Below are 12,407 nucleotides of genomic sequence, written 5' to 3' on the forward strand. Positions count from 1 at the left end.
AAGCAAATCCAGAGAGATTTGAAAGGTTGTGTTAAGAAATGCGTGTATACACTACACGTCTACCTCTTTGCAGCCTTTTTGCAAAGAGGTTTTTTTATTGCTCTTGTAACTATTCAAATGGGAACCACTGTAGGTAACTGGAGACCCGTAATCACATCCATAAAGCATTGAAGTTCGACCCGAAATCCTAAAACGCTCACTTAAAAGGAGAGGATATGATGAGACATTTTATATCGGTTGATCAGCTAACAGAAAAGGATATTTATTCCATGATACAAAGAGCAGAGAGCTACCGAAACCAGAAGATGAAGGATTTGACTCGGCAATTGTTTACAGCCAATCTCTTTTTTGAACCTAGCACGAGAACAAAAATGAGTTTTATCGTAGCGCAACGAAAAATGGGATTTGAAGCACTTGATTTTCATGAGGACACATCAAGCGTACGAAAAGGAGAGTCGCTTTATGATACAGCAAAGACATTTGAAGCAATCGGAGCGAACCTTTTAGTTGTGCGCCATCCAGATGATAATTGGTATGAGGCGCTAGAAGGAAAGATTTCCATACCAATGATTAATGCAGGGGCTGGTAAGGCAGAGCATCCAACACAATGCATGCTCGACCTCTTGACGATTTATCAGGAATATGGACGGATCGAAGGATTGAAGATTGTAATCGTCGGGGACATCAAACATAGTCGAGTTGCTCACTCCAATGCAAAAGCACTTGCTAGATTGGGTGTAGAAGTATACTTATGTGCTGCTCCCGGATTTGAGGACCCAGAGCTTGAATTTCCTTATATTTCAATTGATGAAGCAGTAGAGATATGCGATGTTGTGATGCTTCTCCGAATTCAACATGAGCGACATGTGCAAAAAAATGAAACAAACAATTACTTGGATCTTTATGGATTAACAAAAGAAAGAGAAAAGAAGATGAAGGAGGAGGCAATTATTCTTCATCCAGCGCCGATTAATCGTGGAGTAGAAATTGATACCGATTTAGTAGAATGCAGACGCTCACGAATTTTTAAACAAATGGAAAATGGTGTCTATGTAAGAATGGCAATTATGTCACACGTATTAAATGAATGGGGGATTATGAATGAAAACTTTATTGAAAAACGCCAAAAAGTTAGCAGCTACTAATGAATTCGAAGTATGCGAAATTTTAATCGAAGGAAAACAAGTAAAAGAAATTGCACCTATTATTTCTGAAGAAGCAGACGAGATAATTGATTTACAAGGAAAGCTTGTTTTGCCAGGATTTATTGATGTCCATATTCATTTACGTGAACCAGGTGGAGAGCATAAGGAAACAATTTTGACAGGGACAGAAGCTGCAGCACGTGGAGGTTATACGACAGTATGTGCTATGCCAAATACAAATCCGGTGCCAGACAGTAAAGAAGCATTGGAAGCACTATGGGGAAAAATTAACACGGATGCGAAAGTTCGCGTTCTCCCTTATGCAGCAATAACAAAGGGACTAAAAGGGGAAGAACGAACAAATATTAAGGAATTACAGGAACTAGGCGCATTTGCTTTTACCGATGATGGAGTAGGCATTCAAACGGCTGACCAAATGCTTTCCGCCATGAAGGAAGCTGCAGCATGTGACGCAGCAATTGTCGCACACTGTGAGGATAATTCAATTGTGTATGGTGGTGTCACTCATGATGGAGAGGTTAGTGAACGGTTAAACCTACCAGGAATTCCTTCTTTAAGTGAATCGGTACAAATTGCAAGAGACGTACTGCTTGCAGAAGCTGCGAATTGTCATTATCACGTTTGTCATGTAAGTACAAAGGAATCTGTACGTGTAATCCGTGACGCAAAGCGAGCAGGTATCCATGTTACTGCGGAAGTCACACCACATCACCTACTATTAAATGAAGAAGACATTCGCGAAGCAGATACGAATTTCAAAATGAATCCCCCACTGCGTGCGAAAGAAGATCAGCAAGCACTAATCGATGGATTGCTTGATGGGACGATTGACTTTATCGCAACAGATCATGCACCACATGCAGCCGAAGAAAAAGCAAAAGGGTTTATCAAAGCTCCATTTGGAATCGTAGGACTTGAAACGGCATTCCCGCTTCTATATACACATTTAGTAGAGACAGGGAAGATTTCACTTCTGCAGCTAGTTAAATGGATGACGGCAAAGCCAGCAGACGTTTTTAACCTTCCGTATGGATCGTTTGAGGTTGGAAAGGTTGCAGATATTACAGTAGTTGACCTTGAAAAAGAAAATGTTATCGATAAAGACACGTTCTATTCGAAGGGAAAGAATACGCCATTCGACGGCTGGCGTGTTAAAGGTACCCCAGTCGTAACCATGGTAGAAGGTAAAGTAGTGTATAAGGAGGCAGTTCATGCGTAAAAGACAATTGGTTCTTGAAGACGGAACGATATTTATTGGTGAAGCGTTTGGAAGTGATTGTGAATCAAACGGAGAAGTTGTATTCAACACTGGAATGACTGGCTACCAAGAAGTAATAACGGATCCATCTTATTGTGGTCAAATTGTAACAATGACCTATCCAATTGTCGGAAACTACGGAATTAACAGGGATGATTTTGAAACAGTCACTCCTTTTATTAACGGATTAATTGTGAGAGAGGTGTGTGATGCACCGTCTAACTTTAGGCAGGAGGAGAACTTAGACCAATTTCTTAAAGCGCATGGTATTCCGGGAATCGCCGGGGTGGATACAAGAAAGCTGACCAAAATAATTCGAAAGCATGGAACAATGAAAGCTATTATTTCAAATGTAGATGTTTCATCAGAAGTGCTTATTGATCAAGCGAAAAATCTACTTCTCTCCACTGATCAGGTGAAAAAGACATCAACAGTTAAGCCGTATGTTGTTCCTGGACGTGGAAAGCGGATTATCATGGTTGATTTCGGTGCAAAACATGGAATCTTACGAGAATTAACGAAGCGTGACTGCCATATAACAGTAGTCCCTTATAATTACAGTGCAAAAGAAATTTTGCGGCTAAAGCCAGATGGATTAATGCTGACAAATGGTCCAGGAAATCCAAAGCATGTTCCAGAAGCAATTGAAATGATTAAGGTTATTTTAGGCAAGGTTCCGATATTCGGTATTTGTCTCGGTCATCAGTTACTAGCACTGGCATGTGGTGCAGACACAGAGAAGATGACATTTGGCCACCGTGGATCGAATCATCCCGTGAAAGATTTAAAGAATGAAAGAACGTACCTTACTTCACAGAATCATAGTTATGCAGTTAAAGCTGAATCGTTGAAACATACAGCACTTGAGCTAACGCAATTAGCGTTGAATGACAATTCCGTAGAAGGTATTCGACACAGGAATTACCCTGCTTTTTCTGTACAATATCACCCAGAAGCATCACCAGGACCTGAGGATACAAATGATTTATTTGATGTATTTTTACAGATGGTTGAAGAGGCTCAAGTGAAACGGGGGGAAGAAGTATATGCCTAAAAATACAGCAATCCAAAAAATATTGGTTATCGGTTCTGGACCAATTGTAATTGGCCAGGCAGCGGAATTCGATTATTCTGGTACACAGGCTTGTCAAGCATTGAAGGAAGAAGGATATAGTGTTATTCTTGCAAACTCAAACCCGGCAACGATTATGACAGACCATACGGTAGCTGACAAGGTTTATATGGAGCCATTAACAGTTGAATTTTTGACAAAAATCATTCGCAAAGAACAGCCTGACGCATTACTGCCAACACTTGGCGGACAGACTGGACTGAATCTAGCGATGGCATTAGACCAAAGTGGTGTTCTTTCCCAGTACAATGTGGAGTTGTTAGGAACAACATTAGAGGCCATTCAAAAGGCAGAAGACCGTGAGAAATTTAGAGATTTAATGCACGCATTAAAAGAGCCTGTTCCAGAAAGCAAGATTGTCAATACGGTGGAACAAGCGCTTGTTTTTGCCGCAGAAATTGGTTATCCATTAATTGTTCGACCAGCGTATACACTTGGTGGTACTGGTGGCGGGATGTGCTATAACGAGCTGGAACTAAAAGAAATAACGAAGAATGGGTTAGCACTATCGCCTGCTGATCAATGTCTTATCGAACGAAATATCGCTGGTTTTAAAGAAATTGAATATGAAGTAATGCGAGATAAGAATGACCAGGCAATCGTCGTTTGTAACATGGAGAATGTAGACCCTGTCGGTATTCATACTGGGGATTCAATTGTTGTTGCACCATCACAAACATTAAGTGACCGTGAGTACCAAATGCTCCGAAATGCTTCGTTAAGAATTATCCGTGCACTGTCCATTGAAGGTGGTTGCAATGTGCAGCTCGCGCTTGATCCGGATAGCTTTAATTACTATATAATTGAGGTAAATCCTAGGGTAAGCAGATCATCTGCATTGGCTTCTAAAGCAACGGGTTATCCAATTGCAAAAGTAGCTGCCAAAATTGCTGTTGGGTATACACTTGATGAAATTATCAATCCGATAACTGGTACGACGTATGCATTATTTGAACCAGCACTAGATTACGTTGTAACGAAGTTTCCTAGATTCCCATTTGATAAATTTACAGCTGGTGACCGCAAATTAGGAACACAAATGAAAGCAACTGGAGAAGTGATGGCAATTGGACGTAATTTTGAAGAATCTTTATTAAAGGGTATCCGTTCTTTAGAGCTAGGAACTGAAGAACTCTGGTTGAAATCTCTAACGAATCTCTCCGAAACAGAACTCATAGAGCGTATGGAAAAGGCAGATGATGAACGGATTTTTGTTATCGCTGAAGCATTTCGCAGGGGAATGACGGTGGAACGAATTTTTCAGTTAACAAAGATCGATCGTTTCTTTCTTGTGAAATTCGAGAAGTTAGTAAAGCTTGAGCAAGAATTGCAGGAACAGCACTTTTCAAAAGAAATTTTGAAAAAGGCAAAACGTGTTGGTGTCTCTGATGCACAGATAGCAAGAATGTGGAACATATCAATAGATGAAATTTATACATATCGAATGAATGAGAATTTGAAGCCAGTTTATAAAATGGTGGATACTTGTGCAGCTGAATTTGAATCAGCAACGCCTTATTTTTACAGTACATACGAGGATGAAAATGAATCGATTGCATCAAATCGTAAAAAAATTCTAGTCCTTGGCTCTGGACCAATTCGAATTGGTCAAGGAATCGAATTCGATTATGCGACTGTTCATGCGGTGCTTGCGATTAAAGAAATGGGCTACGAAGCTATTATTATGAATAATAATCCAGAAACGGTTTCTACCGATTTTAGTATCTCTGACAAGCTTTATTTTGAACCATTGACACTTGAAGATGTTATGCATGTAGTGGACTTGGAGCAGCCAGAAGGAGTTATCGTACAATTTGGTGGTCAAACAGCAATTAATCTAGCTGCGGGATTAGAGCGAAGGGGCGTTGCTATTTTAGGTACTAGCTTGGAAGCAATTGATCGTGCAGAGGATCGTGATAAATTCGAAACATTACTAGATGAATTGAATTTACTAAGACCAATGGGCAAAGCTGTCCAGAAGCTGGAACAAGTTTTGGAGGTTGCAGACGAAATTGGCTATCCAGTACTTGTAAGACCTTCCTATGTGATTGGTGGAAGCAGGATGGAAATTGTTTATGATGACGAAGAGTTACAAGCCTATCTAAGAAAGACAAATCATTTAAACGCAGAGCACCCAATTTTAATCGATAAATACCTTACTGGTATTGAAGCTGAAGTTGATGCTATAAGTGATGGCGAAACAACGATTATACCTGGGATAATGGAACATATTGAACGTGCTGGTGTACATTCTGGTGATTCCATGGCAGTCTATCCACCACAACGGCTAAGTGATTCGGTAAAACAAAAATGTATGGCAGCTGCTGAACAGATTGCTAAAGCACTTCATGTAAAAGGATTGATTAATATTCAGTTCATTATTCGTGGAGAAGACGTATATATTCTTGAAGTCAACCCACGAGCAAGTAGAACAATTCCGTTCCTAAGCAAAATTACAGGTGTAACCATGGCAGCTATTGCAACAAAATGTATTTTAGGAGAAAAATTGAAAGCTTTAGGCTTTGAGACTGGCATTCTACCAGAAGATAGCAATGTATCTGTAAAAATCCCAGTATTTTCCTTTGAGAAACTCCGAAGTGTTGATACGTTCTTAGGACCTGAAATGAAATCAACCGGGGAAGCAATCGGTTATGATAAGACACTGGAAAAGGCATTGTATAAAGGATTAATTGCTGCAGGCTATACTGTCCCACAAGATGGTGGGGTCCTATTAACAGTGGCGGATAAGGATAAAGCAGAAATGCTGAAAGTCGCTGAACGTTTTCATCAACTTGGATTCGTGCTTTATGCAACAGAAGGCACGGCTGCATATGTAAGAGAAGCAGGAGATTTCCCAATTATTGAAGTAGCAAAAATTGGATCAATCGAACCAAATGTACTTTCGATTATGGAGAATGGGGATGTTCAATTTGTAGTAAATACACTTAATTCGGGTAAAAAGCCAAGGTCAGATGGTTTCTTAATTCGTAGGCAGACGGTTGAACATGGTATCGCCTGTTTAACAAATTTGGATACTGCAAATGCCATTTTAAATGTGATTGATTCAACAACATTTAGCGCAAAACCAATAGGAGAAAAAGAGGCTATAAGACAATGATACAAAAGGAAAAAATGATAATTAAATCTGTAACGAATATTGCACTGGATACAATTGAAATGGTACTTGAAAATACGTTTATTAGTAAAACTGCTATTCCGGGTCAGTTTTTGCATGCTTCAATTGAGGGACATACCTTGCGACGTCCTATTTCCATTGCGGATATCGATCGAGAAAAAGAAACAGTTACCATCTTATTTAAAATTTTAGGTAAAGGTACCGAAAAGCTTGCAACCTATCAAGCTGGTATGTCCTTTAATGTACTTGGTCCGAGTGGAAATGGGTTTCAGATTGAGGATAAACAAGGAACATATCTTTTAATAGGTGGTGGGATTGGCGTTCCTCCATTGTACTACCTTGGGAAAAAACTTGCAGAAAAGCAATGTCAGGTCATTTCAATTCTTGGATTCCAGACAAAAACAAATGTATTTTATGAGGAAAAGTTTAGAGCACTTGGAGAGACCTTTATTGTGACAAATGACGGTTCATATGGTGAAACAGGTTTTGTTACGGACATCATTGAAAGAGCTGGGGACTTTGATTCTTACTTTTCCTGTGGACCAGTTCCAATGCTTAAAGCAATTACGAAAAAACTTCCTACAAAACCTGGATTAATTTCCTTGGAAGAGCGGATGGGCTGTGGAGTTGGAGCATGTATGGCATGTGTTATTCCCACAAATGACGGGAAAAGCTATCAGAAAATCTGCAGTGATGGACCAGTATTTCATGCGCAGGAGGTATCCTTATGACAAATTTAGCAGTACATTTACCCGGTCTTGAGTTGAAAAACCCGATCATGCCTGCATCAGGATGCTTTGGATTCGGAAGAGAATATAGTACATTTTATGATTTAAGCAAGCTTGGTGCAGTTATCATGAAAGCAGCAACTGGAACAGAGCGTTTAGGCAACCCAACTCCCCGTGTTGTAGAAACAGCATCTGGCATGTTGAACGCAATTGGTTTGCAAAATCCTGGAGTGAAAAACATCATTGAAAATGAAGTTCCATTTCTTGCAGCATACGATACAAGTATCATTGCCAATATTGCTGGCAGTACGACAACTGAATATGAAGCAGTTGCTCGTGCATTTAACGAAACAGAGCTTGTACATGCTATTGAGTTAAACATTTCATGTCCGAACGTAAAAGAAGGCGGCATCCAGTTTGGAACGGATCCAGCAATGGCAGCGACGGTCACTGAAATTGTTAAAAATGCTAGCAATCTTCCGGTTTATGTGAAGCTCTCACCAAATGTTACTAATATAGTTGAGATGGCGAAAGCGGTAGAAGCAGCAGGTGCAGATGGTTTATCAATGATTAATACATTGACAGGAATGCAAATGCATTTGCAGTCAAGAAAACCATTGATTGCGAATAAAACAGGCGGTTTGTCTGGCCCAGCTATAAAACCAGTAGCAATTCGTATGATATATGAAGTGAGACAGCATGTTAATATTCCGATTATTGGAATGGGCGGCGTGACAAATGCAGAAGATGTGCTTGAATTTCTATTAGCAGGAGCAAGTGCTGTAGCTGTCGGTACAGCGAATTTTTCCAATCCGTATATATGTCCTGAAATTATTGATGCATTGCCAGCAACATTAGAGCGCTATGGATTTGATTCAGTGGAAGAAGTAATTGGAAAGGGGATTATACCCGTATGAAGGAGAAAATTTACTTAGCATTAGATTTTCCAAATTGGCAAGCTACAAAGCAATTTCTTGATAATAACCAGCTTTACGGCATACCTGTGAAAGTTGGAATGGAGCTATTCTACCATGAGGGCCCTGCTGTTATTAAGAAGCTTAAAGAACGGAACCATCCTATTTTTCTTGATCTGAAATTACATGATATACCAACGACGGTAATGCGTGCTATGAGAAATATCGCTAGTCTAGGGGTGGATATGGTTAATGTACATGCTCTTGGTGGAGGTGAAATGATTCGTTATGCAAAAGAAGGGCTTGTTAGTAGTAACAATGAGAAGATCCCAAAACTAATTGCTGTTACGATTTTAACCTCAATGGAGCAGCAAACACTGAATGAACAACTAAGAATTTCGGGTAATGTGGTTGATAATGCTGCTTATTTCGCAGCTGTTGCTCATGATAATGGTGCAGATGGTGTCGTCTGTTCTGTGCATGAAGCGATGTCAATCAAGGCATTATGTGGAGATACTTTTTTAACTGTAACGCCAGGCATTCGTTTGGCAGATTCAGATAAAAATGACCAGAAACGGATTGCAACTCCGAGCTTCGCCAAGGACAATGGTTCAGATTACATTGTCGTCGGCAGAAGTGTTACAAAGTCGTCGAATCCGTATGAAGCATATCAGCAAATAGTCGAGGAGTGGAAGCATGGCATTAAAGGATGAATTAACAAGGGAGCTATTAGAAATAAAAGCAGTACAAATTAATGCAAATGATTACTTTACATGGACATCGGGAATCAAGTCGCCGATTTATTGCGATAACCGTTTGACGATGTCTTACCCAGCTGTACGTAAAAAAATCGTAACTGCGTTCGCTGAAAAAATCGCTGCAATGGAGGAAAAACCGGATATTATTGCAGGCTGTGCAACTGCTGGAATCCCTCATGCAGCGTGGCTAGCTGAAAAATTAGACCTTCCAATGGTTTATGTACGTTCAAAGCCAAAAGGACATGGGAAGGGAAATCAAATTGAAGGAAAAATATCCAGGGGACAAAAAGTACTTGTTATTGAAGATTTAATTTCCACTGGCGGATCCTCCATCGAATCTGCTACAGCACTCCAAGCAGAAGGAGCCGACGTTCTAGCTGTCTTTGCAATCTTTACATATGGATTAAAAAAAGCAACAGATCAATTTGCAGCTGAAGCAATTACCTTTGATACGATAACAAACTTTGATGCGTTAATAGAAGCGCTTGTAGAAGACGGCAAGCTGACTACAACCAATAAATCTGAATTACTAGAGTGGCGTAATAGTTTATAGTGTTTGATTTAAGTTTATTATAAGAAAGAAACTACGAACTAACTTCTCGGCTGTTTTCTTCAAGTATGTGCAACAATCGCCGTCCGGGATCGCTCCGGGCGGATGCTTTCCGTGGGCACGGCTTCAGCCTCTCTGGAAGAAACCCACTTCCGGTGAGTCTTCAGACACATGCTATTCCCACTGGAGTCACCGCCCTGCGCTCACCCGGCCTGGAAGCGCATCGATATCGTGTTTATTAATACCACAAGTAATAATTGGTGAGCATATACTAGCGAAGTATATTTCCGGAGCGGGCAGACGCACAATCCATTTAAATACACTAATCCACAGTTTATATAAAATATAAATAAAGCAATATTTATTTTGTTACAATCCTAGTTCATGTATTACTTTTCATACAATGCCATCCATTCATCAATTGCAAAGGATTGTATATCGCCTTCTGCATTAAATTTAAATTGATAATAATTCTGAATAGTTTCAGGTGCGTCATTAAGGTAGTGGGATACTTTTTCTATTTTGTCTGTAGAATCAAGAGTTCGGTGGACCCATTCAGCATATGGAAGAGTCTTTTTTCGCTTTGTTTCTTTTAACAGTTTTAATTTATTTCTTTCAAGCAACGACTTCCATTCGGGTATTTTTCGAGAACGAATATGGCTATCATCACGCATCTTTTCAAGGGCATTAATGAACGCATCATAGTGCTTATTTTCGGGTGCAATATTGTCGATGAAAAGAAATTTTCCCGAAGGTTTTAAAACGCGTTGTACTTCATCAATGAATTTCCCTGCGTCTGGAAAATGATGTGCAGCAATACGGCAGGTAACGATATCAAAATAATTATCGATAAATGGTAAATTTTCCGCGTCAGCAATAACATAATGCGTATTCGTTAAATCACTTAAATAATTGGCTGTATTTTCTAGCATTTCCTTTGTAATGTCAGTGGAAATTACTGTTTTAACATATGGTGATATAGTCTTTGTAACATGCCCTCCGCCTGTTGCAATATCTAATGCTACCATGTCTGACTTTAGCTCTAACCATTCCTTTAACAGCTCTAAATCGGTACCGCCAGCATGTGTACTGCTCGTTACATAGGCTTCTTTATTTTTGCCGAATATTTCCTGCACTTTAATTTTTTCTTTCATAATATTTCCCTCCTTCTATAAAGTTGAGATTATTCTTATATTTATTTTATGCTTATATGTGCGATAAGTAAAATACTGATATATAATCAATAGTAATCATAAAAAGTTATCAGGGGGTTTCTAATGAAAATCGATGACTATGAGTTACTATTGAAATTGAATGAAGTTGGAACAATTAGAGGGACAGCAAAGCTAATTCTTATTTCACAGCCAGCTGTAACACAGCGTTTAAAATTCATTGAAGCGCACTTTGGAGAGATGATTTTTATACGAACATCAAAACGGCTTATGCCAACACCGAGTGGTGAAATTATTTTAGAGCATGCGAAACAAGTTGTTGAAAGAGAAAGAGAGTTAAAGAATAAATTATCAGAGACAGGAAAAGATATCCAGGGAACATTGTCAATTGCTTGCTCCTCATTAATAAGTCAACGATTTCTCCCAGCCATTCTTGGGGAATTCACTGCTGCGTACCCGAAAGTGGCGATTGATCTTGTTACAGGAATTAGTGAGGATATAAAAAGGGATCATAAAAAATACCATGTTTGTATCATTCGTGGTGAAAAGTTGAAGGAAACAACATCCATAAGACTTTTTGATGATCCATTATATATGTTTGACACAGAACCCTTCCCTGATAATAAAATAAAAGAACGTCCGCTTATTTCGTTTAAAAGTGATGACAGTATGCATGAACTAGTAGATAATTGGCTTTATCATCACCAAGATCAAATCAAACCATTGAAAACAATGACCGTAGATCAAATTGAAACATGTAAGCAATTTATGAAGCAGGGGATTGGCATGGCGGTATTACCTAAAAGTGTATCCTCTTCATTGATGGATACATATCCGCATATCCCACTAGAGTTAGACGGAGAGGTTGTAGCACGTTATACGTGGCTTAGCTACCAAGAAGGAATCCGCAAGCTGCCACAAGTTGATAAATTTATAGCAGCACTTACGAATACGACTTTTCTCACATGATGGCGTTTAAATTCTGCCATTCGATCATGATTTTCTAGACGATGTTTAACAATGGTGTGGAAAAGGAATGGTATACGTAAATACGAGAAAGGGGAGTGAACGTTAATGAGCGATGTAATTTTCACTGCAAAAGCAACAGCAACAAATGGACGCGATGGTCATGTAAAATCAGATGATGGCTTAATCGATTTGGAACTAGTTAATCCCGCATCAAATAAAGATGATAAGCAAGGTTCAAATCCAGAGCAATTATTTGCAGCTGGTTATGCAGCTTGCTATGATGGAGCGTTAAATTTAGTTGCATCAAAGCAAAATCTAAAAATTGATTCAGAAACAACAGCAGAGGTAAGTTTTATGAAAGATGAAACAGATAATGGATATAAAATTGGTGTGACATTAAATATTGAAATCGAAGGATTAAATCCAGAGGAAGCCCAAGATTTAGCAGAACAAGCCCATCAGGCATGTCCATATTCAAAGGCTACAAGAGGAAATATTGAAGTGAAATTAAATCCACAAGTAGTATAATATTGTTGTTTATATTTAAAAACGCTTCGACGATAAATAAGTGGTTGTAATTATTCCACGAAAGTTAAAGCTATAAAAAGCTGACTCTAATTCATT

The 12,407-nt window shown here is 39.1% G+C and carries 11 protein-coding genes; 10 read left to right on the forward strand and 1 reads right to left on the reverse strand.

Annotated elements, in window-relative coordinates; genetic code table 11:
- Positions 1 to 218: 218 nt before the first annotated feature.
- The 8 genes from NST46_RS14540 to pyrE are packed head-to-tail and all read left to right on the forward strand — an operon-like array spanning position 219 to position 9,645.
- Positions 219 to 1,145 (forward strand): aspartate carbamoyltransferase catalytic subunit, encoded by a 927-nt coding sequence (locus NST46_RS14540; protein ID WP_095308522.1) that lies wholly within the window; start codon positions 219 to 221, stop codon positions 1,143 to 1,145.
- Entirely contained in the window at positions 1,102 to 2,385 is a 1,284-nt protein-coding gene (locus tag NST46_RS14545) for a dihydroorotase (RefSeq protein WP_095308523.1), read from the forward strand. Before NST46_RS14540 ends, NST46_RS14545 begins: the two co-directional genes overlap by 44 nt.
- The gene (locus NST46_RS14550; protein ID WP_095308524.1) at positions 2,378 to 3,478 is read left to right on the forward strand and encodes a carbamoyl phosphate synthase small subunit; all 1,101 of its coding nucleotides are present in this window, start codon (positions 2,378 to 2,380) and stop codon (positions 3,476 to 3,478) included. Before NST46_RS14545 ends, NST46_RS14550 begins: the two co-directional genes overlap by 8 nt.
- A complete protein-coding gene (gene carB / locus NST46_RS14555; RefSeq protein WP_095308525.1) occupies positions 3,471 to 6,674 on the forward strand; it encodes a carbamoyl-phosphate synthase large subunit in 3,204 nt (1,067 codons plus the stop codon). Before NST46_RS14550 ends, carB begins: the two co-directional genes overlap by 8 nt.
- Positions 6,674 to 7,423 (forward strand): dihydroorotate dehydrogenase electron transfer subunit, encoded by a 750-nt coding sequence (locus NST46_RS14560; RefSeq protein WP_275669470.1) that lies wholly within the window; start codon positions 6,674 to 6,676, stop codon positions 7,421 to 7,423. The genes carB and NST46_RS14560 overlap by 1 nt, the downstream gene beginning before the upstream one ends.
- Positions 7,420 to 8,337: a dihydroorotate dehydrogenase gene (locus tag NST46_RS14565; RefSeq protein WP_118888952.1), complete on the forward strand. Its 918-nt coding sequence runs from the start codon at positions 7,420 to 7,422 to the stop codon at positions 8,335 to 8,337. The genes NST46_RS14560 and NST46_RS14565 overlap by 4 nt, the downstream gene beginning before the upstream one ends.
- The gene (gene pyrF, locus NST46_RS14570; protein WP_095308529.1) at positions 8,334 to 9,047 is read left to right on the forward strand and encodes an orotidine-5'-phosphate decarboxylase; all 714 of its coding nucleotides are present in this window, start codon (positions 8,334 to 8,336) and stop codon (positions 9,045 to 9,047) included. Before NST46_RS14565 ends, pyrF begins: the two co-directional genes overlap by 4 nt.
- Positions 9,031 to 9,645, forward strand: coding sequence for an orotate phosphoribosyltransferase (gene pyrE / locus NST46_RS14575; RefSeq protein ID WP_251658697.1), 615 nt, complete (start codon positions 9,031 to 9,033; stop codon positions 9,643 to 9,645). The genes pyrF and pyrE overlap by 17 nt, the downstream gene beginning before the upstream one ends.
- Before the next feature lie 386 nt (positions 9,646 to 10,031).
- Here pyrE and NST46_RS14580 read toward each other — a convergent pair whose 3' ends face one another.
- On the reverse strand, positions 10,032 to 10,796 hold the full coding sequence (locus NST46_RS14580) for a class I SAM-dependent methyltransferase (protein WP_187393137.1): 765 nt from the start codon (positions 10,794 to 10,796) through the stop codon (positions 10,032 to 10,034).
- 123 nt (positions 10,797 to 10,919) lie between these two features.
- On the opposite strand from NST46_RS14580, the gene NST46_RS14585 reads away from it, so the two are divergent.
- Both NST46_RS14585 and NST46_RS14590 read left to right on the forward strand, forming a co-directional pair.
- Positions 10,920 to 11,783, forward strand: coding sequence for a LysR family transcriptional regulator (locus tag NST46_RS14585; protein ID WP_095308532.1), 864 nt, complete (start codon positions 10,920 to 10,922; stop codon positions 11,781 to 11,783).
- A 105-nt stretch (positions 11,784 to 11,888) separates the two neighbouring features.
- Positions 11,889 to 12,311, forward strand: a complete 423-nt coding sequence (locus NST46_RS14590; protein ID WP_095308533.1) for an organic hydroperoxide resistance protein — start codon at positions 11,889 to 11,891, stop codon at positions 12,309 to 12,311.
- Positions 12,312 to 12,407 lie beyond the last annotated feature (96 nt).

It is taken from the genome of Oceanobacillus sp. FSL W7-1309, assembly GCF_038002145.1.
Taxonomy (GTDB): domain Bacteria; phylum Bacillota; class Bacilli; order Bacillales; family Amphibacillaceae; genus Oceanobacillus; species Oceanobacillus profundus.

Excerpts from the sequence above, each read along its gene's own strand:
- NST46_RS14540 (WP_095308522.1), top strand. The coding sequence starts at position 219 with ATGAGACATTTTATATCGGTTGATCAGCTAACAGAAAAGGATATTTAT.
- NST46_RS14545 (WP_095308523.1), top strand. The coding sequence starts at position 1,102 with ATGAAAACTTTATTGAAAAACGCCAAAAAGTTAGCAGCTACTAATGAA.
- NST46_RS14550 (WP_095308524.1), top strand. The coding sequence starts at position 2,378 with ATGCGTAAAAGACAATTGGTTCTTGAAGACGGAACGATATTTATTGGT.
- carB (WP_095308525.1), top strand. The coding sequence starts at position 3,471 with ATGCCTAAAAATACAGCAATCCAAAAAATATTGGTTATCGGTTCTGGA.
- NST46_RS14565 (WP_118888952.1), top strand. The coding sequence starts at position 7,420 with ATGACAAATTTAGCAGTACATTTACCCGGTCTTGAGTTGAAAAACCCG.
- pyrF (WP_095308529.1), top strand. The coding sequence starts at position 8,334 with ATGAAGGAGAAAATTTACTTAGCATTAGATTTTCCAAATTGGCAAGCT.
- pyrE (WP_251658697.1), top strand. The coding sequence starts at position 9,031 with ATGGCATTAAAGGATGAATTAACAAGGGAGCTATTAGAAATAAAAGCA.
- NST46_RS14580 (WP_187393137.1), bottom strand. The coding sequence starts at position 10,796 with ATGAAAGAAAAAATTAAAGTGCAGGAAATATTCGGCAAAAATAAAGAA.
- NST46_RS14585 (WP_095308532.1), top strand. The coding sequence starts at position 10,920 with ATGAAAATCGATGACTATGAGTTACTATTGAAATTGAATGAAGTTGGA.
- NST46_RS14590 (WP_095308533.1), top strand. The coding sequence starts at position 11,889 with ATGAGCGATGTAATTTTCACTGCAAAAGCAACAGCAACAAATGGACGC.